The following is a 22,373-nucleotide window of genomic DNA, read 5'->3' on the forward strand; positions in this document are numbered from 1 at the left end:
GCTGACCCCTCGTGCCACAGCACATCTCCATCCCTCACGGCGCCCTCGACCTCGCCGCCGACCTCTACCTCCCGGACGGCTTCGACGCCGCAGAACCTCAGGCCGCGGTCGTGCTCGCCACGCCAGGAAGCAGCGTCAAGGAGCAGATCGGCGCGAACTACGCGTCCCGACTCGCCGAGAACGGCTTCGCCGCCCTCACATTCGACCCTTCCCATCAAGGACAAAGCGGTGGACAGCCCCGTGACCTCGAAGATCCTTATCGTCGCGGCGAAGACATCTCCTACGCGATCGACGAACTGAGCACCATCCCCGGCATCGATCCACAGCGGATCGGCGCGCTCGGCATCTGCGCTGGTGGCGGCTACGCCGTGCATACCGCTCGCACCGATCACCGCATCAAGGCGATCGCCACGGTCGTCGCCGGCAACATGGGCGAGTCCTGGCGCGGGCCCGGCTTCTCCCCCGACGGCCCCGCCGCAACGCTCGATGATCTTGCCGCGGCACGGACGCGGGAGGTCGTCGAGCAAGACCTCGAGCGGGTCAACTGGTTGCCGGACACCCTCGAGGACGCGGCGGCGGCCGGATTCACCGACATCGACACCACTCAGGCGATCACGTACTACCGCACGCCGAGAGGCGGCAGCGAGCACTCGACCAACCGCCGCCTTCGCCGCAGCGACTCGCTGCTCCTCGGCTACGACGCCTTCCACCTCGTCGACCAACTGCTCACCCAACCGCTCCAGGTGATCGTCGCGGGGCGCCAGGGGAACACCGGCCAGTACGAGGCGGGCATGAAACTGTGGAGGCTGGCCCCCAACCCCATCGATCTGCTCATCGTCGAAGGCGCCGGACACTACGAGATGTACGACGAGCCCCGATACGTCGACCAGGCAATGGAACGGCTGACGGCCTTCTACGGCGAGTATCTGTAGCCGTTGGCTCGGGGCGCCCTTCCTACCAGGCGTTGTCCCTCCGACCTACCAGGCGCTGTCCGTCCTGGGACGGCGCCCAGTGCCTCCAGGTCCTGCTGATCCAGGGCGAAGGCGTAACGAGCCGGTGTCTGGTGGACGGCGAGCCGGCCGGCCGGGTCGAGGGCCACCTCCCCCGGGCGGATCGCGGCAAGGTGGGCGCTTCCCCAGCCGGGGGCGGCCTTCGCGCTCATGCGACCGTGAGCACGATCTTGCCCTGGAGGTGCCCCTGGGCAGCTCGCTCGTGCGCCGCCCGGGCGTCCGCGAGCGGGAAGGTGCTGTCGATCGCCACGCGGATCGTGCCGTCCGCGAGCAGGCGCCCCAGCTCGGCGAGCTGCGCGCCGTTCGAGCGGACCTGGGCGGCCGTGACCGTGACACCCAGCTTGGCGTTCTCCTCGTCGTCGAACTCGCCGAAGTACACCGGGTAGAGGGAGCCGCCGCGCTTGACGGTGCGCAGGAAGCGCCTGCTGTCGGGGCCCCCGACGGTGTCCAGGACGAGATCGATGTCACGGGCGAGGTCCTCGGGCCGCTCCTTGGTGTAGTCGATGAACTCATCGGCGCCGAGCTCGCGCAGGAACCGCTCGTGGCCACCGGAGGCCACGGCGATGACACGGGCTCCCTTCCACCCGGCCAGCTGGAGGGCGAGGTGCCCCACGCCGCCGGCAGCGCCGTTGACGAGCACCGTCTTCTCGCCGTCAAGTGCCATCGGGCGGTGCTGGGCGGCCTGGAACGGCGAGGGGTGGTCATGCCCGAGCTCGATCAAGAACTGCCACGCGGTCAGCCCCGACATGGCCAGGGCGGCGGCCCGCACATGGTCGACGCCGGCCGGTTTGCGGGCGAAGTCGGACGCCGGCGCGGTGACGTACTCGGCGTACGCGCCGGCCTGGAGCGCGGTGGGGAAGCGCAGCAGGCCGAACACCTCGTCTCCGGCCGCGAAGCCGTCGGCGTCGGCGGCGACGGCTTCCACGACGCCCGAGACGTCGGTCCCCGGAATCAGGGGGAGATCCATCGGGGGCTTCAGCTCGGCCGGTACGTTCGGCATCCCCTCGCGGGCGTACCAGTCCGGAGGGTTGACGCCGACCGCGTGCACGCGGACGAGCACCTCGCCCGGACCCGGTTCGGGAACGGGCACCTCCTCGTGACGCAGCACCTGGGGGCCGCCGAACTCGTGCAGCCGGATCGCCTTCATGGTCTGTGTAGGCACAGCTCTCTCCTGCGTCTCCCCGCGGGGTAAACTAAGTGAACCACGGATCCGTTTTTCCGAACCATTGATCCGAATATACGGGTCAGTGGTCCGGATATTCAAGGGAGGGCAGATGAGGGCGGATGCCCGGGCCAACCATGACCGTCTGCTGGTCGTCGCCGGCGCCGTCATCACCGAGCAGGGCGTCGACGCGTCGATGCGCGATATCGCCCGCCAGGCAGGGGTCGGGCTGGCGACGCTGTTGCGTCACTTCCCGACCCGGGAGGCGCTGCTCGAGGCCCTGCTCCGCACCAGCTTCGACGAGCTGACGGAACGGGCGGCCGAGGTCGAGACCACCAGCTCGCCTCAGGACGCGGTGATGTTGTGGCTGCGCGACTTCGTCGCGTGCACGAAGAACTACCGCGGGGTGGTGACGGCGATGATGAAAGCGATCGAGGACCCGGAGTCCGCGCTCCACACCTCCTGCGTCACCATGCGCGGGGCCGGCACCCGGCTCCTCACCCGCGCCCAGGCCGCGGGCGTGGCGCGGACCGACATCGACGGCGCCGACCTCTTCGCCCTGGCCTCGTCGCTCGCCTGGCTCGGCGACCAGCCCGGACTCGAGGCGCGCGCCGAGCACCTCTTCGGCGTGGTGGTGAGCGCGATCCTCACAGATCGAGCGGCGGTGTGACGCCGGAGGACGGCCCCCCTCTAGCCCGTCTTAGCCCGTCGATCCGCGCGGGCTACGCCACGCCGCCCGCTGCCGTTCGCGAAGCCCCCCCTCGCGCTCGCAGACATGCGCGTCGAGGCCACCGCGCCCGCGCGGCACCCGCATCCGCCGCCGCGCCCCGGCGACCCGGCGACCCGGCGACCCGGCGACCCGGCGACCCGGCGACCAGCCACACCTCTCAGGCGGCGAACGCGTTCACCCCGGTCAGCTCGGCGGACAGCGCCCACAGGCGGGCGGCCTGCTCCGGGTCCGTGGCCCACTCCTTGACGCCGACCCGGGAGCCGTCCGCCGGGGCGGGCTCGGCGATGTCGCAGTCGTCCAGGTAGACGCCGCCCATGCCGTCCAGCTGGGGGGAGGTCGCCGCCCACACCTGCGTGGCCGCACCCTGCTGCGGTGTCTTGAACGCCTCGGGGTGGAGCAGGTCGCCGTCCTCGTCGATCCAGCCCCGCTCGACCATCTCCTGCTTCGGCAGATGCCGCTGCAGCGGAGTGAGGATGCCACCGGGGTGCAGCGAGAAGGCCCGCACGCCCCGCTCCCGGCCGAGGCGGTCGAGGTGCACGGCGAACAACACGTTCGCCGTCTTGGCCTGGCCGTACGCCTCCCACTTGTCGTAGCCGTCGCGCCAGTGGACGTCGTCCCAGCGGATGGGGGAGGCATGGTGGCCGGTGGAGGAGACCGAGACGACGCGGGCGCCACCCGCCTCGATCGCCGGCCACAGACGGTTGACCAGGGCGAAGTGGCCAAGGTGGTTGGTGGCGAACTGGGCCTCCCAGCCCGGCCCGACCCGGGTCTCGGGGCAGGCCATGATTCCCGCGCTGTCGATGACGATGTCCAGGTTCCGGCCCGAGGCGAGGAACCGCTCGGCGAATGCGCGCACGCTGTCCAGGTCGCCGAGGTCCACTTCGTCCACCTCGACACCGTCGATCCCGGCCAGGCCCTCCTGTGCCGCGCCGACCCGGCGGGCCGGGACCACGACACGGGCGCCGGCCTTCGTCAGTGCGCGGGTGGTCTCGACGCCGATGCCCGAGTAGCCGCCCGTCACCAGGGCGAGCCGACCGGTGAGGTCGATGCCCGCGAGGACGTCGTCGGCGGTGCTCCGGGCGCCGAAACCCGAGCCGATCTTGTGCTGTGGTGTGATGCCGTCGCTCATGGCGGCACGCTACGGATTCGAGTGCGCTCCAAGTCAAGCGCGGCCCGCGGCGGTGGTCCGGGCAGGCCGCGTACGAGGAAGCGGGTGTCAGGCGGATCGGGGCACGATGCTCACCGCGCGGTAGTCGTACCCGTCCTGTGTGAAGCCGGGGGCTTCCCACTCGAGGTCCACCTGCTGCCCGGGGCTCAGTGTGCGGAAGCCGGTCGCCCGGATGTCGGAGAAGTGACCGAAGCAGCCACCCGGAGTCTCGGGCGAGTCGAGCACGCCCCAGCCTTCCTCATCGCTCCACTCACGGACCGTCGCAGTCACCATGGGGGAACCCTACAGAACCGACCGGGGCGGGCGGCGCACGGGCGTCAGGAGTTCATGGCCGCACGGTCATTCCTCCGCGTCGCGGACCAGGAGTGCGATCTGTACCCGGTTCTCGACCGCCAGCTTGGCGAACAGGCTGCTGGTGTGGGCCTTGACGGTCGCGACGCTGATGCGCAGCCGCTGGGCGACCTCCGGGTTGCCCAGTCCGTCCGCGATGGCCCGAGCGGTCTCGCGTTCTCGTTCGGTCAGTGCGGACAGCTGTTTCCGCGCCGCTTCGCGGGATGAGTGGCGAGCGTGGGCGGACTGCGGGCCGGTGGCCGCCGCGATCACCCGTGCCGTGGCCGCCGGAGACAGCACGGGGTTGCCGTCCGCGACGGTCCGCACCGCGTCGAGGATCTGCGGCGGTTGGGTGTCCTTGAGGACGAACCCGAGTGCTCCGGCGCGCAGGGCGCCCAGCACGAGGTCGTCGGAGTCGAAGGTGGTCAGCATGAGCACCCGTGGCGCAGGGCTCCGGGTGAGGAGTTCCCGGGTCGCGCTGAGACCGTCACGGCCGGGCATCCGCACGTCCATCAGCACGACGTCCGGCCGCTGCTCGTCCACCACGGCAATCGCGGCGTTCCCGTCGGCCGCCTCCGCGACGACGGTCAGGTCCGGTTCGCCGTCGATGACGAGCCGCAGCGCCATGCGCACCAGCTGTTCGTCGTCGACGATGACGACACGCACCGGCTCCCGCTCGCTGTCCACTCAGGTTCTCTTTTCGTGGGTGGGGTTTGGCCAAGGTAGTTGTGCGGTGAGGAGATATCCGTTGTCGGCTGTGCGGTGGTGGTTGAGTTTTCCACCGGCGAGGTCAATGCGTTCGGTGAGACCGAGCAGGCCGAATCCCGATGCCGGTGGTTGTGCGGTGGCCCTGGTGGCCGCGGAGTTGTGCACGCTGACATTGAGCGTGTCGCCCGCCGTTCCTTCGAGGGCGATGCGTACGGATGCGCCGGGGGCGTGTTTCGCGGCGTTGGTCAGGCCCTCTTGGACGATCCGGTAGCAGGTTCGTCCGACGACATCGGACGGAACCCCCGCCATGGTGGTGGTGAGCGTGACGTCCAGCCCCGATGCGCGGGAGTCGGCCACCAGGTCGGGGATTCGGTCGAGGGAGGGTTGCGGTGGTTCCGGGCGGCCCGGATCGGCCCGGAGCACACCGAGGACGTCCCGCAGTTCTTCCAGCGCTTGGTGGGAGCCGTCGGCGATGCCACGGACCAGCACGCGGTTCTCCTCGGCGGTGAGATCGCCGCGGTGGTCCAGCACTCCGGCCTGCATGGCGACCAGGGAGATCCGGTGCGCGAGCACATCGTGCATCTCGCGGGCGATCCGGTTCCGTTCCAGGGCCCGTGCCTGCGCCGCCCGCGCGGTCTGTTCCCGTTCCGCGCTCTCCGCCCGGTCCCGCAAGGACCGCACTTCGACCCGGCGCGCGCCGATGGCCATGCCCACGGCCACCGCGATGCCCGCGGTCAGCACCAGGAAGGTGAGTTCGAGCCACCACGAGTCGGACGTGCGCTGGACCGGGTAGAGCCCGCCGGAGAACTGTGCCGCGGTCACGAAGGCCAGCCCGACGACCCCGCTCTCCACCGGACGGCGATGAGTGGAGATCGAAACCAGCGCCAGAAACGCGGCGCCGGAGGCGAGTGCCGACGCGGTCGAGGCGATCGCGACCGTCAGGGCGACGGCGAGCGGGAACCGCCGCCGCCAGACAAGCGCCGTCAGGCAGCCGAGAGCCACCAGCGGATCACCGATCAGAAACCACGAGCTTGTCTCGCCCGTCTGCTCCCGCACCAGCACACCGATGGAGAGCCAGAACGGTACGCCCGCCGCCGCTGCCGCCGCGAGCCGCCAGGTCTGCTGCCACCACCCGAGCGGTGGCGCGACGTCCGTGTTCACCTGGTCATTATCGCGAGACCGTGCGGTCGGCGAATCCGACCAGGGGTGGGTGCGCCCTCGACCAGAGTCGAACCGCCACCTCGCCCGTGGTCGCAGACGGTTCGAGCCGCCGGGCCGATGTGCCGGGCCGCACCGCACGAACAGACTCGTTCACGTGCCGAGACAACCGGACACGAGACGGAGAAACGCGATGCGCGAGGGTGGCTATACGGCCCTTGAGGCGGCCGGGTTGGTGATCGCAGCCCTGGCCGCGCAAACGGTGATCCACGGTTTGCTCGACCGGGACTCCGAGGTGCTGTGGGGCATCCTCAACTGGGTCCCCGGGGGTCTTACCGGCCGGCTGATCCTCCTCGGATGCATCGCGCTCGTCGGAATGGTGGCCGGTGGCTGGGCACACACCCGCCAGAGACCGAACACCGGGCGGGCCGGTGATTCCGCGGGAAGCCGCGGCCGAGGAAAGCCCTGACGGCATCCGGGACGCCCCTGCTCGCCCCTGCGGCATGTGAACGGCCGGCAGCGGGGCCGTAACCGAGCCCGTCCATTCCCGCGCCCAAGCGCCCCGCGAACCCCACACACCCTGTTCGCCCCATGCACCCCATGCGCCCCCTCAGGAGAACCTTCACATGCGCAGAACCCTGCCCCTCGCGCTGGCCGCCACCGCGGTGGCGGCCAGCGCAATGGCGGCGACCGCAATTCCGGCGTCGGTGGTGGCGGCGACGCCGGACACCGTGCGGTGGGGCCCGTGCTCGGAGAAGGCCGCCTCATCCCGTCTCGAATGCGCGACGCTCAACGTCCCGCTGGACTACCGGGATCCGGACGGCCGACAGATCGAGATCGCGATCTCCCGGCTGGCGAGCGAGAAGCCGTCGCAGCGCCGCGGCGTACTGCTGACCAATCCAGGCGGCCCCGGCATCACGGGACTGGGCTACCCGGCCGCTCTTGCCGCCTCAGGGCTGCCGCGGAAGGTGCTCGACTCCTACGACGTGATCGGCTTCGACCCGCGCGGCGTCGGCCGCAGCACGCCGGTGACCTGCGATCTGACGCCGGAACAGCAGAAACGCGGCAACCTCCCGCCGTACGCGCACACCGCGGCCGATGTCGCGCGGGAGGCGGGGAACGCGCGGACGGTCGCCGAGCAGTGCGCCAGCTCGCGGACGGCGTGGATGCACCCGCACACCACCACCGCGAACACCGCGCGCGACATGGACCGGATCCGGGCGGCGCTGGGCGAGCCGAAGCTCTCGTACCTCGGCGCCTCGTACGGCACCTACCTCGGTGCGGTGTACACGACGATGTTCCCGGGGCACAGCGACCGGATCGTGCTCGACAGCAGCCTGGGCCCCGGCGGTTACGACGTCACGGCCATGCGGTTGTTCGCCCGTGGGCTGGAGGACCGGTTCCCGGACTTCGCGGCGTTCGTTGCCGCGCACCCCGAATACGGCCTGGGCACCACTCCGAAGCAGGTGACCGCGGAATTCTTCGACCTCGCGAAGCGGTTGGAGGCGAAGCCGGTCCAGGGCTACGACGGGAATCTGTTCCGCGGGATCACCTTCGACGCCCTCTACAGCGATGCGAACATGCCCCAGCTGGCCAAGACCTGGCAGACGCTCGACACGGACCGGCCAACGCCGCCCAACCCGCCGTTGCCGAACATGGAAAACTTCATGTCCGCCCGTTTTTCGGTGATATGCGGCGATAGTCGCTGGCCGGAAACGGTCCGGGAGTACCAGCGGAATGTCGCGGTCGACCGGCTGAGGCATCCGATGCTGGGCGGGTCCTCGGCCGGTATCGGACCGTGCGCGTTCTGGCCGGACAAGCGGGTCGAGCCGCCGGTACGCATCGGTGACCGGGGCCCGTCGAACGTGCTCATGGTGCAGAACGAGCGCGACCCGGGGACACCGCTGGCCGGCGCCCAGAAGCTGCGGCGGGCGTTCGGGAAGCGGGCCACGATGGTGACGGCCGACCAAGGCGGGCACGGTGTCTATCCGTTCGGCGCCAACACGTGCGCGAACGACGCGGTGACGGCGTTCCTGACCACCGGACAGCGCCCGGCACGGGACCTCGCCTGCGCGGCGGAGCCGAGCAGGTAACGGGAGTCGAGGCATGTTCAAGGACTTGCGGCATCGTCGGGCTGTCCAGCGGGTCAGGCCCGGCGACGGACGAGCGCTGAAGCGTTTCCGCTGGTGGCAGATGCTGTCCCGGGCACTGTTCTACCTCCGGCTGATGAACGACGACGGCCGGCAGACGGTCTACGCCGTCGACGTCAGGCATCAGCATCAGCATCAGTCGTCCGGCAAGGTCATCACCCATCTGTACCTCGATGGCAGGCATCACGCCGAGTCCAAAGTCCCTGCCGTCTTCCCCGTCCAGGGCGGCACCGTCGAAGTAAGGGCGAGCGCCTTCGGGCTCAAGCGCTGCCACTACGTCACCACCGAGAGGACCGAGCACCGGCTCATCCCGGACCCCCACTCCGCCGAAGGCCGCCGCGCCCGCCTCGACCGATCGCACCCCGCACTGAGCCGCTGGATCGGTTTCCTCTCGATGATCGTGCTCGCCATCGGCCTGCTGCTGCTGATCCTCCAGCTCACCGAACAGGTCACCCGGGCCCCGGAGGGCGTCGCCCGGTACGTCGGCACCTTCACCTCGCCCATCGATCTACCGGCCTGGGGCAACACCGTGGTCGGGCTCTGCACCGTGGCAGCCAGCACCGAGCGGGCGCTGCGGCTGCGTTACCACTGGCTGCTCGACGGCGGGGCGGGATGAGAATCACGTGGCGGCGAGGAACTGGACAGCCCGCTCATCCAGCTCAGCCGCACAGCGGGCACCTCGGGCCCGGAAGCGAGCGAGGTCGCTACGCCCGGGAGTGAACCGCCGCCCGGGGGCGACTGTGCCGACGAATCCCCAAGTCCTGCCGTGGACACCACCGCCCGCTGTGGACATCGAGGCGTTACCCGCAGGCAAATGGTGGGACGCCGTCAGAACCGCCCCAACCGTCGGCGAACGCGCGCTGGAACTCCTCGGTGAAGAGACCGGCGCCGTCATCCAGGACAAGCACGGCCCCCTGTACTGGCTCGTCGCCGTGGGCTCCGCTACGAGCTGGCACCTGCGGCAAGTCCGCGTCCTTACCCAGCTCGCGGACGAGAGCACCTACCTCGGCGTACCACCCGTCTCCTGGACCGAGGGCCCCCGCACCCACTGGCGCGTTCCGCTGTCGGCCGATCACTACCTGACCGACGCCTGGAAGCTGTGGGGGGCGCTGGCCGAGGCTGACCGCGCCGAGTACGGGCGCGCGCCCGAGGGGCGTCAACTCTGCTACCGCTGCAAGCTGCCCACCGACGAACCGATCCCGGTCGGCGTGGAGGACAGCGACAGCGCCGTCGGCAAGGTCACCTATGCATGCCCCGCCCACGCGCCGCTCTAACGCGAGGACGTCCGCGATCAGCTCCAGCAGGACCGACTCGTCGTTGAAGACCCGGCGGGAAAGGAGGCGTTCGCCCCGCTCGTCGACCACCACGCAGTGGTGGTGTTCCTTGCCGATGTCCACTCCGGCCCAGATCTGGGGCACGGTCACCTCCGCCAGCTCGTCGTCACACACTGATCCCGCAGACGACCTCGCCGACGTTGTCCTACACAGCGATCGAGTCGCGTATCCCAATGAGCGGTCGAGTCGTCGCGGGGCTCCGGGCGGCCAAGTTCTTTGAGCCATCCAACGGCGACAAGCTCACAGCCATACCCGAAAACCCGTGGGTCCGCCGATCTTACGAATGACCAGCTCAGACCCACGCTTGGAAGGTAGGACAAGCTGACCGCTCGGCCGGGTCGCTGGCGGGATCGGAAGAACCGGACGCTTGAAGAAGCCCTGGGCGTGATCCTCGGAGAGATCGAGGCGCGCGCTGTGGAAGACGTCCGGCGCAGGCAGGACGAGCAGCAGGCCAGGGCGAAGCGTGAGGTCCGTTGGCAAGCGGCTATAGACGAGGCGAAGAACGAAGCCGTTCGCGACCAGCTTGCTGAGGTGCTTCGCGACCAGGCCGGACGATGGCAGGAGGTGACTGTTCTCACCGAGTACTGCTTGGCAGTGGAACGCCGTATCGGCGAGCTGGAGGGCGCTGCGGACGAGTCGGATCTGGACTCGGCTCGACGCTGGCTGGAGTGGGCAAGAGAGTATGTGAGGTCGATCGACCCCTTGATTCGGCTTCCAGGAATGCCGCGCACAGGCGAACCCAGGCCGGAGGGACTCAAGCCAACGGCCGGCCGGTGTGGTGCCGATGACTCATCATGTGTGTCAGGCGTGTTGGGGTGCTGGTCAGGCCGCCTGTGACGGACGTCCGATGCGTGAAGGAAGTCGTCTGGCAGTGCCTCGCGGTTCCCGGACGGGTGGGGGAGAATCCTCACGTAGCGCACGGCGCCCTCGCGGCTCCCGTGTCGTGTGGGCTGTGCCATCGTGGGTGGCGGTGTGCGGGCGGAAGGCTGCCCCACCGCGAAGGCCCACTGACCCGGCGGTGTGATGGACGAGGTGCGCGCGGCGAGTATGGCCGGGGTGCGAACCCAGTCCGTTCTCGTCGTCCTGTTCGACGGTGTGCAGCCCCTCGATATCGCCGGTCCTGTGGACGTGTTCTCGGTGGCGGCCCGCTACACCGGAAGTGAGGGCACGCCCCCCTACGTCGTCCGCACCGCCTCGCTCGGTGGCGCGACCGTACGGTCCGCCGGGGGCCTTCGGCTGGTTCCCGATCTGGATCTGGCCGATGCGGAGAACCCGGACATCCTGCTCGTGCCCGGTGGGCCGGGCATGGGGGACGTCGGCAGCGGGCTTGTGACCTGGCTGCGCCAGCGTGGCCCTGATGTGCGACGTGTCGTATCAGTGTGCACCGGGGCCCATCTGCTGGCGCAGGCCGGGCTGCTCGACGGCCGCCGGGCCACGACGCACTGGGAAGCCTGTGACTACTTCGCGGGCAGGTTCCCCCAGGTGATGGTCGATCCGAACCCGATCTTCGTCCGGGACGGCACGATCTCCACGTCGGCGGGCGTGACGACCGGCATCGACCTCGCCATCGCCCTGGTCGAGGAGGACTACGGGCGTGCGGTGGCTGACGAGATCGCTCGGCTGCTGGTGGTCTTCGTCCGCCGGCCGGGGAACCAGGCGCAGTTCAGCGCCCAGCTCTCGGCGCAGACGGCCCGCTCCGATCCGCTGCGTGAGGTTCAGTACTGGGCCGCTGCCAACCTGGCCTCCGACCTTTCTGTTCCCGCGCTGGCGCAGCGCGCCGGTCTGTCTCCCCGTCAGTTCGCCCGTGCGTTCGTCGAGGAGGTGGGGGTCACCCCGGGCCGGTTCGTGGATCTTGTCCGTCTGGAGGCCGCGCAGCGCGCGCTGACGGACACTCGCGACGGCGTGACCGGTATCGCGCGCCGCTGCGGATACGGGTCACCGGAAGCGATGCGTCGTGCGTTCATGCGGGAACTCGATGTCTCGCCCACGGAGTACCGCCGCGGTTTCGGCAAGCCGTCGACACTCAGCCCCGACCCCCGGTAGCTCAGCCCCGACCTCCTGCCCAGAGGCGCCGTCCCGCGGGAGGTCCCGCCCCGTCGCATGGCAGATTTGTTGGTCTGCATGACATAGGCGTCACGAGGGGTTGCTTCTACGCTCGGTGGTGCAGCAACTGATCGGAATTGTGACCGCAATGTCCGGAACAACCGAAGGAACCCCTTCATGCAGATCGCGATCGTCCTCTATCCCGACTTCACCGCGCTGGATGTCATCGGGCCCTACGAGGTGCTGGGCCGCCTGCCGGACACCGAGGTCGTCTTCGTCGCCGAGAACCCGGGCCTGGTCCGCAACGACCTGGGCAGCCTGTCGATCAACGTCGTCGCACAGCTCGCCGAGGTGCCGAACCCGGACGTGGTGATCGTCGGCGGCGGTCCCGGCCAGGCGGACCAGATGGCCGACGGAGCCCTGCACACATGGCTGCGGTCGGTCGACCGGTCCTCCACCTGGATGACGTCCGTCTGCACGGGATCCCTGATCCTCGCCGCCGCCGGAATCCTCGCCGGCCGTCGGGCGACGAGCCACTGGGGCGCGCTGGAGCAACTCGCCGAGTTCGGTGTGACGCCGACCGACGAGCGGGTTGTCATCGACGGCCACTACGCGACCGCGGCGGGCGTCTCGGCGGGGATCGACATGGCCCTGACCCTGGCCGGTCTGATCGCGGGCGACGATGTGGCGCAGGCGGTGCAACTCCTCATCGAGTACGCCCCGCAGCCGCCCTACAACTCGGGGACCAAGGATGCCGCTCCCGCGGAGATCGTCGAGAAAATGTTCACGCTGTTCGCACCCAGCTGAGCGAGTGTGACGTACCGTACGTTTGCTCCTTGGAACTCGGTACCCCCTTGACCCGACTACTGGAGCGGCACGGCGACAACTGCCGTTCGTGGTAGCAGTGGCCGCAGGCATAGCGGACGGCGGGCGTGCACGTGCACGTCTCGGCGTCCACCGTCGGCGTCAGCACGCGGGGGGCTGGGGCGGTGAGATCGGCGTTCACGTGGTTGTCAGTAATCCCTGCATCGTCTCGGGTGTACAGCAGTGAGGTGCAACAACCACTGCGACTGTTCACATCCGGCAAAACCCTTCCTAGATGCAGCACGACCGTTACGCCTGTCAGCCACCTATCCGCCTAGAGCCACGAGGCAGAAGCTCCTGCCATCAACGAAACCGGCCTGGAGCGCACACCAGCATCTCTGTCAGTCCGCTGCATCAACCGTTGTTGCTAGCCAGTGCCGCTAGACGCGCCGTGCCCGATGGGTGCCCGACTGGGCGGTGAACCACGCAATGGGGGCCATTCTCAGCCCCTTCCGCGACACCGTCTGCTACCCGGTTCCAGCAGGTCAGAGATGGTTTGAGGCACACTGGGCGCGGGCCGCCGAGGCGGGATCCGCGCTGGTCCAGGGGGTGGGCGCAGACGGGTTCGAACCGCCGACATCTGCCTTGTAAGGGCAGCGCTCTACCGCTGAGCTATGCGCCCTGGGGGAGCTGTCAGCCTACAGGGTCCCCAGGGTGGTGCCGCAATCGTGAAGGCGGCCCAAGGAGGGGCCCATATCCGGGGCTCGGGCGAGAGAAGTCCGCAGATCGCGAACCGAACCGAGCCTGTATTCGTCAGTGTCGGGTGGGAGAATGACATTCGGACCTGGGCGATCCATCGGGAGCGGGTAGTGGCGGCGACATCTGCGGGGTCTGCACGTCCATCGCGGGAGTCTGCGCGTCCATCGCGGGAGTCTGCGCGTCCGGGAGCGCGTGTGCGTCGCTCGCGCCGTCCCTCCGTGCTCGGGCTGATGTTGCTGCCGGTGCCGTTGTTGGCCATGGTCGGATCGCTTTCGTTCGCTGGTGGGAGCGGGGGGCGGCGGTGGTTCGGGGGGCGGGGGGAGAGTCAGCGGGCCGAGGCGCAGGCGGCCAAGGACGCCGCGGCGGCGGCGTTCTATGAGCTGGACACGGCGCAGCGGGATCTGCGGATCTCCATCGAGACGATCACCGCCGTGGACGATTCGCCCGCCGCACGCCGGACGGCGGCCGACTTCTCGGCGCTGGGGCAGCGGATCGACCAGGTCAGCCGGGACTACATCACGGCGGTGGACGCGCATGACCTGGATCGGGACGATCTGGACGCGGCGACGGCCTCCCGGGCGCGCGCCGATCTGACCAGCGCGAAGGACGCGCTGGAGCGCACCAAGGCGGATCTGGACCGGTTCGCGCAGGGGCTGGGGCCGCTGCTGGAGCAGGCCGAGACGCGGCTGGCGCGGCTGGCGCCGGCGGTGGAGCGGGCGCGGCAGGCGCTGCTCGCGGCGAGTAATGCGCTGGACGCGGTGCGTGCGTCGGGGCTGCGGGCGGACGATCTGGCGGCCCGGCTGGCGGCGCTGTCGCCCGAGTTGACCAAGCTCAACCAGGGGGCCGGGCAGCACGGTGTGCAGGAGACCCTGCGGCGCGCCGACGATGTGCTGCGCCGGGCGGAGGCGGTGCGCGGGGAGGCCGAGCGGCTGCCGGAGCGGGCGGCCGAGATCGACAAGCGGCTGGTGTCGCTGCGCACCCGCGCGCAGGCGATCACCACGCGGGCCGCCGGGGTCGAGCCCGTCCTCAGCGAGCTGCGCCGCCGCTACACCGCGGCCTGCTGGCAGGATCTGCAGCAGGTCCCCGCGCAGGCGGCGCGGGATGTGGCGCAGGCCGAGGAGAAGCTCAAGGAGGCGCAGACAGCGCGCGAGGAGCAGCGCTGGCCGGATGCCACCGCGCTGCTGGCCACCGTGCGGGCGCTGCTGAACAGCACGGACGAGGCCGTCTCGGCGGCCGGGGACCGGCTGCGGCGGCTGGACGAGGTGTCGTTCGACCAGCAGAAGGAGATCGAGCGCACCCGGTTCGCGATCCGCGACGCGCAGCGGCTGGCCATGGCCGGACGCTCCACACCCGATCCGCGCCACGCACGCCCGCTGGACGATGCCGTGGAGCGCCTGGAGCGGGCCATCGCGGGGCTGGAGGGGCGGCATCCGGACTGGTGGCACTTCCTCTCCGAGACGGAGGCCGTACGGCAGACCGCCGCCCGGGTCGTCCAGGGGATTCGGGAGGAGCGGGGCAGCGGGCACTGAGCCCGCGCGCCGGGGCCCCTGTCGTTCGGGGGGCTGGCCTGCGGTGCGGTGGTTATGCTCCTGCCATGCCTCGCTACGAGTACCGCTGCCGCGCCTGCGGCACCACCTTCGAGCTGAACCGGCCGATGGCCGAGTCCTCCGCTCCCGCGTCCTGCCCGGACGGGCACGGCGACACGGTGAAGCTGTTGTCCACCGTGGCCGTCACCGGCGCCTCGTCCTCGTCCGCCTCCTCGGCCCGGCCCCCGTCCGGCGGCGGTGGCGGTGGCGGCTGCTGTGGGGGCGGCTGCTGCGGCTGAGGGTGTGCCGGTGTTGAGCTGCGGGTCAGTCGGTGTTGAGCTGCGGTTGAGCCGACGGGGACGGGGGCGGATGCTGGGAGGCAGGTACCCGTGTCGCGCCTCCGTACGTATGCCACGCACCCGGTTGTGCGCGCGTACGTCGTGTACGCGACGGTGGCGTGGCGTCCGCGGGTACCGCCTCGACCCCGCAGAGCGCGAAGCCGAGGTCCGGCGCCAGCAGAAGGAGGCCAGAGATGGCTATGGGCCGCCCCTCCCCCATCGGTCCTCACCCCGCCGGAGTGGCACGGCACTTCCCGGAGCGGATCGGGGCGCACACCTCGCTCGATGAGCATTTGCCGGTCGATCACCGGCTCAGCACGTTCTATCGCGTCGGCGCCGGGCTCATGGGGCTGGTGCTCGTCGCCTTCGGCATCCTGGGCCTGATCGACCAGGTCGGCTTCTTCGACATCGGCGGTGACACGGTCGCCGGGCTGAACACCAATGGCGCGCTGAGCGTGCTCTCCATCGTCATCGGGCTGCTGCTGTTCGTCGGCATGGTCATCGGCGGCAACTTCGCCTCGACGCTCAATCTGGTGCTCGGGATCCTCTTCCTGCTGAGCGGCTTCATCAATCTGGCGGTGCTGGAGACCACGTTCAACTTCCTGGCGTTCCGGATGCAGAACGTGCTGTTCAGCTTTGTGGTGGGGCTGCTGCTGATGTGGTTCGGCATGTACGGACGGGTCAGCGGCGGGCTGCCGCATGACAATCCGTACTGGGTGACCCGCCACCCCGAGCAGGCCGAACGCGAGGCCGTCCTCGCCCGGGACCTGATCGCCGCGCGCGGGCGCGCCGCCGAACAGACCGGTACGGCCGCCCCGCCGGGCACCCCGCTCACGCCTGGAGCCGCGGGCGGGCCCGTTGCGGCCGGTGCGGGGGCCGAGGGAGGCCCTGAGTCCGCCGAGCGACGCGGTGACCCCGGTGAGCGTCGTGGGGCCGCCGAGGAGTCGGGTGAACGGCGCGGTCAGCCGCCCGGTAAGTGGGGCAAGCTGGATCAGCCCGGCGGCGCCGAGCCCATCGCCGATCCCACCGACCAGCCCGACAAGCCCGGGAACCACCGCTGGGCCCGGTTCTTGCGGCGCCCCCGCTCTCGGTGACGCGGCCGGTCCGGCCCTCGTAACGCGGCCGGTCCGGCCCTCGTAACGCGGTCGGCCCGGCCGCCTCAGCCCAGCCGGCGCGCGAGCGTCAGGCCGTCGGCGACGGTGAGCATGACCGCCTCCATCCGGACGTCCGCCGCCACATGATCGTTGAACGCCTGGATCGCGGCGCCCGCGGTCGACGGCGTCGGGGCCGTGACGGCCCCGTGGTAGAACACGTTGTCCGCGACGATCAGACCGCCGGGGTTCATCCGCGGGACCAGCTCTTCCCAGTACGGGATGTAGTTCTCCTTGTCCGCGTCGAGATAGGCGAGATCGATATGGGGCTCGGCGGGCATCGCGCGCAGGGTGTTCAGCGCGGGCGCGATCCGCAGGTCGATGCGGGCCTCGACACCGGCCTTGGCCCATGCCTTCCGCCCGTACGCCGTCCACTCCTCCGACACATCGCAGGCGATCAGCCTGCCGTCGGCGGGCAGCGCCTGGGCCATGGCCAGCGCGGAGAAGCCGGTGAAGGTGCCGACCTCGACGATGTGGCGGGCGCCGACCAGCCGGACCAGGAAGGCCAGCAGCGGGGCCTGCTCCTCGGCCGACTGCATTCCGGCCTGCTGGGGGAGGCTGCGGTGGGTGACCTCGACGAGCTCGCGCAGTACGGGGTCGAGCGGCGGATTGTGCCGCAGGACGTAGTCGTACAGCTCGGCCGTGATCGGTGTGCTCTTGCTCTCGGCCATCGCGGCCCCCTTCGGTCTGCTCGGCTTCCCGGGCGATGTCGCACATGCCGACTGTGCCGACTGTGGTGCCTTGGCGACTGTAACCCGACGTCACGACAGCGCGAGAGATTCCGAAGGGGGGCCTGGGCGGGTGGTGGGACGGATCAGTCCCGGCCGCGGGAGACAGCGCGGATGACCTGGCTGCGGGCGCGCGCCCAGGTGACGGAGGAGCGTTCGCCCAGGGCGCGGACGATGGCCTCGCCCGCCGCGACGCCCGTCTCCTCGACCACGGTCACCTGGGGTGCCGTCCAGCCGGCGTCGGCCAGTTCGCCGTGGCCGGGGCGCCAGGCGTGGTCGGCCGCGAGCAGCAGATCGGTGTCGAGCAGCGAATCGCCCGCGGCGAGCACCTCGTCCGCTCCGGTGCGGTTCCTGATCTCGGCGACGGCCGCGCTCTTGGTGAGCGGCTTGGGCACGGCGTAGATCTTGCGGCCCTGCAGGGAGACCGTCCAGCCGCGCGGCTCGGCCCACTGCGTGAGCTCCTTGACGTACCCCTGGGGCAGCAGCTCCCGTTCGACCACGAGATAGGCGAACAGGTCCTCGGCCACCCGCTCCTTGAGCAGCCAGGCGGGGTCGGCGGTGGCGCTGAGGTGGGCGCGCACCTCCTCCAGGGGGGCGCAGGCGTCGCCGAGGGCGGTGCGGACCCGCTGGTTCCAGTCGGCGTCGGGCTCGCCGTTCACCAGCAGCTGGCCGCCGTTGGCGCAGATCGCGAAGCGGGAGGCGGGGCCGGGGAGGCGGATGCGGCGGTACTGCTCGACGGTGCGGGTGGTCGTGGGGACGAAGACGGAGGTGCGGACCAGCTCGGCGAGCAGCCCGGCGGCGGTCTCGGTCAGGTATGACAGCGGTCGGCCCTCGTACGTCTCGACGCACAGCAGCCGCGGGGCCTCGGCGTCCGGCATGTCGAGGCCGAGCGCGGCCGCGGAGTAGATCAGGGTGCGGTCGAGATCGCTTGCCACCAGGACGCTCATCGCGCGGCCACCGTTCTTTCGTCTCTGTTGGCGATGCCCGCCGTGTTCGCCTCGTGTTCCGTCTCTGTGGTGTCTGCTGTGCCTGCTGTGTCTGCTGTGGTCACTGCTTTTCCGTCGGCCCCGGTGGCGCCCCGGGTGTAGCGCGGGTGGATCAGCCCGACGCAGGTGTACGGAAGCCCGTCGATCTCCTCGACCGGCACTCCGCGCTGCTCGGCGAGCAGCCGCACATGGTCCAGGTCGGCGCCCGCGCCGCGCTGGGCGAGGATCTTCCACGGGACGCGCCGCAGCAGCACCCGGGTGGTCTCGCCGACGCCCGGCTTCACGAGGTTGACGTCGTGGATGCCGTACTCCTGGCTGATCCGCTCGACCGCGGCCCACCCCTCCCAGGTGGGGGTGCGGTCGGTGGCCGCGAGCTGCCTGGCGTCGGCCATGGCGGCCTCGGCGACCTCCGCGAAGCGGCCCGAGACGGTGTCCAGGAAGTATCCGGAGACATCGGATCCGGCGAGTTCGCGGTAGTACTTCGCGCCGTGGAAGTCGTTCGGGCCGACCAGGTCGGCGCGGAGCACGGTGCGCGATATCAGCCCGGAGACGGTCGAGTTGAGGCATGCGGAGGGGACGAGGAAGTCGTCCCGGGTGCCGTAGGTGTCCACACAGCGGCCGGGGTCGGCGAGGACCGCGATCCGCGGGTCGAAGTCCGGGTACGGGGCGAGGGCGTCCGACAGCTCGCGGGTGATGGCGCCCTTACCGGTCCAGCCGTCGACGAAGACGACGTCGGAGGGGTCGTGGTGGTCCGCCAGCCAGCGCAGCGCGGCGGTGTCGATACCGCGGCCGCGCACGATGGAGACCGCGTAGTGCGGGAGGTCGAGCCCATGGGCGTGCTGCGCCCAGCGGCGCATCAGCACCCCGACGGGGGTGCCGGCGCGGGCGAGCGAGACGAGGACGGGGCGCGGGGACCGCTCGGCGAGCACGGTCTCGGTGACCGCGCCGACGGCACGGGCGATCCGGGCGGCGGAGGCGTCGAGAGCGGCCCGGAAGAGCTCCTGGTAGCGCGCGTTCGGCTGGTACTCCACGGGCAGCGACTCGGCGTAGTGCGCGCCCCCGCTCTGGATCGCCTCCTCCCGCTCCTCGGTGGGCGCTTCGAGGGTGACGTGGGAGAAGTCCTGGAGCATCCAGCCGACCTCTTCGGGCGCGTAGGACGAGAAGTCCGGTCCGCGCAGGGGCTCGTACGACGGTCGGTGCATGGGCGGAGCCTGTCGTTCGGAGACGGTGCGGGGGGCGGGTGGGGTCTGGGGGCGGTACGCCGGCACGACGGCCAGGACCAGCCGGTCCGTGTGCGCGCTCAGCGCGGCGAGCAGCCCGCCGGGGGCGTGCAGCGCGGGCGTGTCGGCGGTCGAGTCGACGACGGCGACGACGGCGTCGAAGCGGCGGTGCGGATCGGCACCGGGCGCGACGTTGTAGGCGTAGCGCGGCCCGGGGCCGTCGGCGGGCTCGTCGTGCGCGGGGAACGTCAGCCGGGTGCGGATGGCGTACCCCGGGTCGTCGACGGCAAGCACGGGTGAGCGGGTGGTCGTCGAATACCGCACCTCCACGCCGTCGAGGACGTCGTCGAGCGCCTTCGCGATACGCAGCGGCGCGTACATCAGCTCCTCGAAGCCGAGGACGAGGACGCGGCGGGAGGGGTGGGGCGGCCGGGGTGCGTTCCCGGCGGGCGGGGCCTGGCCGTCCGGCGCTTGCGCCAGCGCGTTCGCGAGGCGGGTGGCCATGGCGGGGAGTGCCGCTTCCAGGCGGGCGCGGTGGGCGGGGGCGAAGCCGTGGCGGCCGCCGTCCGGGAGCCCTTCGGGCCAGCCGAGGTCCACGCGGGTCACGGCCGGACCCGCGTCGGGGGTGGCGCCCGCCGGAGGTGCCGCGGAGGCGGCGCCCGCCGGACCCGCGTCGGGGGTGGCGCCCACCGGAGGTGCCACGGAAGCCGCGCCCACCGGAGGTGCCGCGGAGGCGGGCGCGCCCTCGTGGTCCGGGGTGGCCGCCTCGTGTGCGGCCACCAGCTTCGCGCCGCGCTCCAGGACGTCGTCAGGCAGGTGCACCGTTCCGGCCGCGGTGGCGACCAGGTCGACGCGGGCGCCGAGGTCGGCCGCGAAGGCGTCCAGGCGGGCGCGGTCCTCGGGCGAGCGCATGTCCACCAGCGCGACCACCACATAGTGGTCGCGGGGGAAGCGGCGGTGGAGGGCGGCGATGGTGTTCAGGACCGTACGGCCCGTGGAGAACTCGTCGTCCACGAGGACCAGGGGACCCGTCGAGGCCAGGAGCCCCGGGTCCTCGGGAAGCAGCAGATGGGAGGTGGCGTGGCTGTGCTCCTCCTCGAAGCCGCCCACCGTGGCGACGCCCGGGACCGGGCGGCGGGTGGAGTGGAGGTACGGGGCGAGGGCGAGCCCGTCGGCGACGCTGTGACCGAGCCCGGTGGCGGTCTCCGCGTACCCGAGCACCACCGCGCGCGCCGCCGCCTCGTCGCCCAGCAGCTCCCGCACCCGAATGCCGAGCCGCACGCCCGCCTCGTGGACGATGGCGGGGCGCTGCGGGACATGCTTGCCGAGCACGTTGGAGACCAGCAGATGCGCCCGCTTGGGGTTGCGCCGCAGGGCGAGCCCCAGCAGCTCGCGCAGCTCCGCGCCGCCGTCGCCGCCCCGGCCGCTGACGCCGTGCCCGCTGGTGACGCTGTCGCCGTCCTGACTGCTGACGCCACCCCCGCCGCCGTCACCCTCCCCATCCCGGCACACCTCGCCCTCGCGAAGCGCCTCCCCGCCCCGGCGCACCTCGCCGCCCCAGCCGCAGTCCAGCCGTACTCCCAGCCGGTCCGCGACCCACTGTCCCGACCACACGTTGCCCACGCTCACGCCGTTCTGCGCCTCGTTTCCATCGTCGCTCGTCCGGGGTCCGTCCCGGGCCCCGGTTCGCTCTATGTCCGCAGGCTTGCCGCCAGCAGTTCCACGAAGCTCACATCCTCCCGGGCCACCCCGAAGACCTCCGCGCGCTGGAGGGTCCGCTCGGCCCACGCCCGGTGCGGCTTCACCTCGTTCATTTTGTTGGTGTACGAGGAACGCAGCACCCCGCCCCCGCAGCGCTGGGGCTCCAGGATGTCCACCGCGTCGCTGAACTCCTCGTGGCTGACGACGGACAGTGCGTGCACGGGGGCCACATGGGTGGGGTGGATGCAGGTCTTGCCCTGCAGACCATTGGCCCGGTCCAGTTCGATCTCGCGCAGCAGCCCGTCCATGTGGTGCTCGATCAGCGTGGTGCGCAGGGATTCGGCGCGGCCGCTGCTGAAGGGGCTGATCCGCAGTTGCGGTTTGAACATCCGCTCATGGGGTTTGAAGTACTCCCACACCGGCCCGGTGATCGTGAAGCCCGTGCCGTCGGCCCGGCCCAGCATGTTCACCACGTCCGCGATCACGGACGCGATCAGCTGGACGTCGTAGGCGGTCATGTCCGGCGCCCTGCGCAGCCCGTACGCCGAGCACAGATCGGTGACCCCGAGGCGCAGCGCCAGCACCCGCTCGCGGTACTTGTCGACAATCCGGCTGATGCCGCTCAGGGTGTCGGTGCGCGTCTCGCGATGCATCAGCTCGGGCGATTCGAGGACCGGCATCGCAAAGAGCCGCCGTCCGCCCAATGCCTCGGTCACCTGGGCGTTTTCGGCCGACATCAGCGCCTCGAGGAAGGCCCCGCCGCGCTCCTCGGTGAACTTCGGCAGTACGAATCCGGACAGCAGCCGCACCCCCGCTCCGAGCCGGGCGAGAAGATCGACGATCTGCTCGGGGGTGCGGACCCGGATGAAGAGCAGCGGCAGCGGGGTGCCGGGGCCGAGCCCGGACAGCTCCGCGAGCTGCCGTATGAGGTTCTCCTCCGCCCCCGGCACCTCGGCGTCGTCGATGGAGTCCTCCAGGCACAGCACCATGGACACCACACCGCGACCTGCCTGTCTGACGATGTCCTCGGCGAGCTTGGGCCGGGTCGCCGGGCAGTACAGGGTCGCGCCGAGCGCGACGGCCAGCGTCCGGGCGGGCGAGTCCACGCTGAATTCAACGGGCTCCCGATGAAAGACGCTCGCCCGCACCTCAGCCGGCAGATGTTCGAAATGCCGCATCTAACTCCTCGTACTGCCGGTACGCCGCCTCGGCCACGCTGGCCCGCGGTTGGCCGATAATCGTACGTGCGGCCCTGGGTCAAAAGTTCCCCAAGGGCGTGAAAATCACGTAACCCATGTGCGTCCGCATGGTGTCCGGCATACTCGCCCTGCCATCCTGTACCACCTCCCCGCCGCCACCCGCCCCGC

The 22,373-nt window shown here is 70.8% G+C and carries 21 protein-coding genes, 1 tRNA gene and 1 pseudogene; 12 read left to right on the top strand and 11 right to left on the bottom strand.

The genetic code is table 11. From position 1 onward, the window contains the following. The first annotated feature begins 11 nt into the window (after positions 1-11). Positions 12-932: an alpha/beta hydrolase gene (locus AS97_RS15785; protein ID WP_210565138.1), complete on the top strand. Its 921-nt coding sequence runs from the start codon at positions 12-14 to the stop codon at positions 930-932. Positions 933-1,158: 226 nt separating this feature from the next. Here AS97_RS15785 and AS97_RS15790 read toward each other — a convergent pair whose 3' ends face one another. Continuing rightward, complete coding sequence (locus AS97_RS15790; RefSeq protein WP_201724605.1) at positions 1,159-2,172, bottom strand: NADP-dependent oxidoreductase; 1,014 nt, start codon at positions 2,170-2,172, stop codon at positions 1,159-1,161. A 112-nt stretch (positions 2,173-2,284) separates the two neighbouring features. Between AS97_RS15790 and AS97_RS15795 the strand changes: the two genes are divergently transcribed. Then, positions 2,285-2,842, top strand: coding sequence for a TetR/AcrR family transcriptional regulator (locus AS97_RS15795; protein ID WP_059146685.1), 558 nt, complete (start codon positions 2,285-2,287; stop codon positions 2,840-2,842). 217 nt (positions 2,843-3,059) lie between these two features. On the opposite strand, the gene AS97_RS15800 is transcribed toward AS97_RS15795, so the two are convergent. From AS97_RS15800 to AS97_RS15815, 4 genes are all read right to left on the bottom strand, one after another. Next, the gene (locus AS97_RS15800; RefSeq protein ID WP_059146686.1) at positions 3,060-4,031 is read right to left on the bottom strand and encodes an SDR family NAD(P)-dependent oxidoreductase; all 972 of its coding nucleotides are present in this window, start codon (positions 4,029-4,031) and stop codon (positions 3,060-3,062) included. An 87-nt stretch (positions 4,032-4,118) separates the two neighbouring features. Next, entirely contained in the window at positions 4,119-4,343 is a 225-nt protein-coding gene (locus AS97_RS15805) for a cold shock domain-containing protein (protein WP_059146687.1), read from the bottom strand. A gap of 66 nt (positions 4,344-4,409) precedes the next feature. Continuing rightward, complete coding sequence (locus AS97_RS15810) at positions 4,410-5,087, bottom strand: response regulator transcription factor (RefSeq protein WP_210565140.1); 678 nt, start codon at positions 5,085-5,087, stop codon at positions 4,410-4,412. After that, positions 5,088-6,269 carry a histidine kinase gene (locus AS97_RS15815; protein WP_086709332.1) on the bottom strand — a complete coding sequence of 394 codons (1,182 nt, stop codon included), beginning with the start codon at positions 6,267-6,269 and terminating at the stop codon, positions 5,088-5,090. A 190-nt stretch (positions 6,270-6,459) separates the two neighbouring features. Here AS97_RS15815 and AS97_RS15820 point away from each other — a divergent pair, with 190 nt between their 5' ends. From AS97_RS15820 to AS97_RS15835, 4 genes are all read left to right on the top strand, one after another. Then, positions 6,460-6,735, top strand: a complete 276-nt coding sequence (locus AS97_RS15820) for a hypothetical protein (RefSeq protein WP_059146690.1) — start codon at positions 6,460-6,462, stop codon at positions 6,733-6,735. A 157-nt stretch (positions 6,736-6,892) separates the two neighbouring features. After that, positions 6,893-8,359: an alpha/beta hydrolase gene (locus tag AS97_RS15825; protein WP_125758100.1), complete on the top strand. Its 1,467-nt coding sequence runs from the start codon at positions 6,893-6,895 to the stop codon at positions 8,357-8,359. 13 nt (positions 8,360-8,372) lie between these two features. Beyond that, the gene (locus AS97_RS15830) at positions 8,373-9,032 is read left to right on the top strand and encodes a hypothetical protein (RefSeq protein WP_210565142.1); all 660 of its coding nucleotides are present in this window, start codon (positions 8,373-8,375) and stop codon (positions 9,030-9,032) included. A gap of 124 nt (positions 9,033-9,156) precedes the next feature. After that, positions 9,157-9,690, top strand: coding sequence for a hypothetical protein (locus AS97_RS15835; RefSeq protein WP_247204387.1), 534 nt, complete (start codon positions 9,157-9,159; stop codon positions 9,688-9,690). Between the two features lie 6 nt (positions 9,691-9,696). Here the strand turns inward: AS97_RS15835 and AS97_RS15840 are convergent. Continuing rightward, positions 9,697-9,834 (bottom strand): annotated as a pseudogene (locus AS97_RS15840) (transposase); the annotation flags it as partial. Between the two features lie 300 nt (positions 9,835-10,134). Here AS97_RS15840 and AS97_RS15845 point away from each other — a divergent pair. From AS97_RS15845 to AS97_RS15855, 3 genes are all read left to right on the top strand, one after another. Then, entirely contained in the window at positions 10,135-10,587 is a 453-nt protein-coding gene (locus AS97_RS15845) for a hypothetical protein (RefSeq protein WP_210565144.1), read from the top strand. Between the two features lie 219 nt (positions 10,588-10,806). Next, positions 10,807-11,793, top strand: a complete 987-nt coding sequence (locus tag AS97_RS15850) for a GlxA family transcriptional regulator (RefSeq protein ID WP_125758105.1) — start codon at positions 10,807-10,809, stop codon at positions 11,791-11,793. Positions 11,794-11,970: 177 nt separating this feature from the next. Then, positions 11,971-12,600, top strand: coding sequence for a DJ-1/PfpI family protein (locus tag AS97_RS15855; protein ID WP_059146696.1), 630 nt, complete (start codon positions 11,971-11,973; stop codon positions 12,598-12,600). 607 nt (positions 12,601-13,207) lie between these two features. Here the strand turns inward: AS97_RS15855 and AS97_RS15860 are convergent. Continuing rightward, a tRNA-Val gene (locus AS97_RS15860) sits at positions 13,208-13,279 on the bottom strand. Between the two features lie 334 nt (positions 13,280-13,613). On the opposite strand from AS97_RS15860, the gene AS97_RS15865 reads away from it, so the two are divergent. The 3 genes from AS97_RS15865 (at position 13,614) to AS97_RS15875 (ending at position 16,314) form a co-directional block, all read left to right on the top strand. Further along, positions 13,614-14,885 carry a hypothetical protein gene (locus AS97_RS15865; RefSeq protein WP_247204807.1) on the top strand — a complete coding sequence of 424 codons (1,272 nt, stop codon included), beginning with the start codon at positions 13,614-13,616 and terminating at the stop codon, positions 14,883-14,885. A gap of 65 nt (positions 14,886-14,950) precedes the next feature. Further along, on the top strand, positions 14,951-15,181 hold the full coding sequence (locus AS97_RS15870) for a zinc ribbon domain-containing protein (RefSeq protein WP_078641178.1): 231 nt from the start codon (positions 14,951-14,953) through the stop codon (positions 15,179-15,181). A 233-nt stretch (positions 15,182-15,414) separates the two neighbouring features. Further along, on the top strand, positions 15,415-16,314 hold the full coding sequence (locus AS97_RS15875; protein ID WP_210565145.1) for a DUF4383 domain-containing protein: 900 nt from the start codon (positions 15,415-15,417) through the stop codon (positions 16,312-16,314). Between the two features lie 65 nt (positions 16,315-16,379). Here AS97_RS15875 and AS97_RS15880 read toward each other — a convergent pair whose 3' ends face one another. The 4 genes from AS97_RS15880 to AS97_RS15895 all read right to left on the bottom strand — a co-directional run bounded on the left by AS97_RS15880 (position 16,380) and on the right by AS97_RS15895 (position 22,184). Continuing rightward, on the bottom strand, positions 16,380-17,042 hold the full coding sequence (locus tag AS97_RS15880) for a class I SAM-dependent methyltransferase (RefSeq protein ID WP_059146698.1): 663 nt from the start codon (positions 17,040-17,042) through the stop codon (positions 16,380-16,382). A 143-nt stretch (positions 17,043-17,185) separates the two neighbouring features. Further along, the gene (locus AS97_RS15885; RefSeq protein WP_059146699.1) at positions 17,186-18,046 is read right to left on the bottom strand and encodes a hypothetical protein; all 861 of its coding nucleotides are present in this window, start codon (positions 18,044-18,046) and stop codon (positions 17,186-17,188) included. Beyond that, a complete protein-coding gene (locus AS97_RS15890; RefSeq protein ID WP_247204808.1) occupies positions 18,043-20,703 on the bottom strand; it encodes a phosphoribosyltransferase in 2,661 nt (886 codons plus the stop codon). Before AS97_RS15890 ends, AS97_RS15885 begins: the two co-directional genes overlap by 4 nt. A 293-nt stretch (positions 20,704-20,996) precedes the next feature. Next, positions 20,997-22,184 (bottom strand): HpcH/HpaI aldolase/citrate lyase family protein, encoded by a 1,188-nt coding sequence (locus AS97_RS15895; protein WP_059146700.1) that lies wholly within the window; start codon positions 22,182-22,184, stop codon positions 20,997-20,999. Positions 22,185-22,373: the final 189 nt, after the last annotated feature.

This window comes from Streptomyces sp. AgN23 (genome assembly GCF_001598115.1).
GTDB lineage: Bacteria > Actinomycetota > Actinomycetes > Streptomycetales > Streptomycetaceae > Streptomyces > Streptomyces antimycoticus.

Coding starts and splice junctions, on each gene's coding strand:
- AS97_RS15795 (WP_059146685.1), top strand. CDS start 2,285: ATGAGGGCGGATGCCCGGGCCAACCATGACCGTCTGCTGGTCGTCGCC.
- AS97_RS15800 (WP_059146686.1), bottom strand. CDS start 4,031: ATGAGCGACGGCATCACACCACAGCACAAGATCGGCTCGGGTTTCGGC.
- AS97_RS15805 (WP_059146687.1), bottom strand. CDS start 4,343: ATGGTGACTGCGACGGTCCGTGAGTGGAGCGATGAGGAAGGCTGGGGC.
- AS97_RS15820 (WP_059146690.1), top strand. CDS start 6,460: ATGCGCGAGGGTGGCTATACGGCCCTTGAGGCGGCCGGGTTGGTGATC.
- AS97_RS15825 (WP_125758100.1), top strand. CDS start 6,893: ATGCGCAGAACCCTGCCCCTCGCGCTGGCCGCCACCGCGGTGGCGGCC.
- AS97_RS15830 (WP_210565142.1), top strand. CDS start 8,373: ATGTTCAAGGACTTGCGGCATCGTCGGGCTGTCCAGCGGGTCAGGCCC.
- AS97_RS15855 (WP_059146696.1), top strand. CDS start 11,971: ATGCAGATCGCGATCGTCCTCTATCCCGACTTCACCGCGCTGGATGTC.
- AS97_RS15865 (WP_247204807.1), top strand. CDS start 13,614: ATGGTCGGATCGCTTTCGTTCGCTGGTGGGAGCGGGGGGCGGCGGTGG.
- AS97_RS15870 (WP_078641178.1), top strand. CDS start 14,951: ATGCCTCGCTACGAGTACCGCTGCCGCGCCTGCGGCACCACCTTCGAG.
- AS97_RS15875 (WP_210565145.1), top strand. CDS start 15,415: ATGGCTATGGGCCGCCCCTCCCCCATCGGTCCTCACCCCGCCGGAGTG.
- AS97_RS15880 (WP_059146698.1), bottom strand. CDS start 17,042: ATGGCCGAGAGCAAGAGCACACCGATCACGGCCGAGCTGTACGACTAC.
- AS97_RS15885 (WP_059146699.1), bottom strand. CDS start 18,046: ATGAGCGTCCTGGTGGCAAGCGATCTCGACCGCACCCTGATCTACTCC.
- AS97_RS15895 (WP_059146700.1), bottom strand. CDS start 22,184: ATGCGGCATTTCGAACATCTGCCGGCTGAGGTGCGGGCGAGCGTCTTT.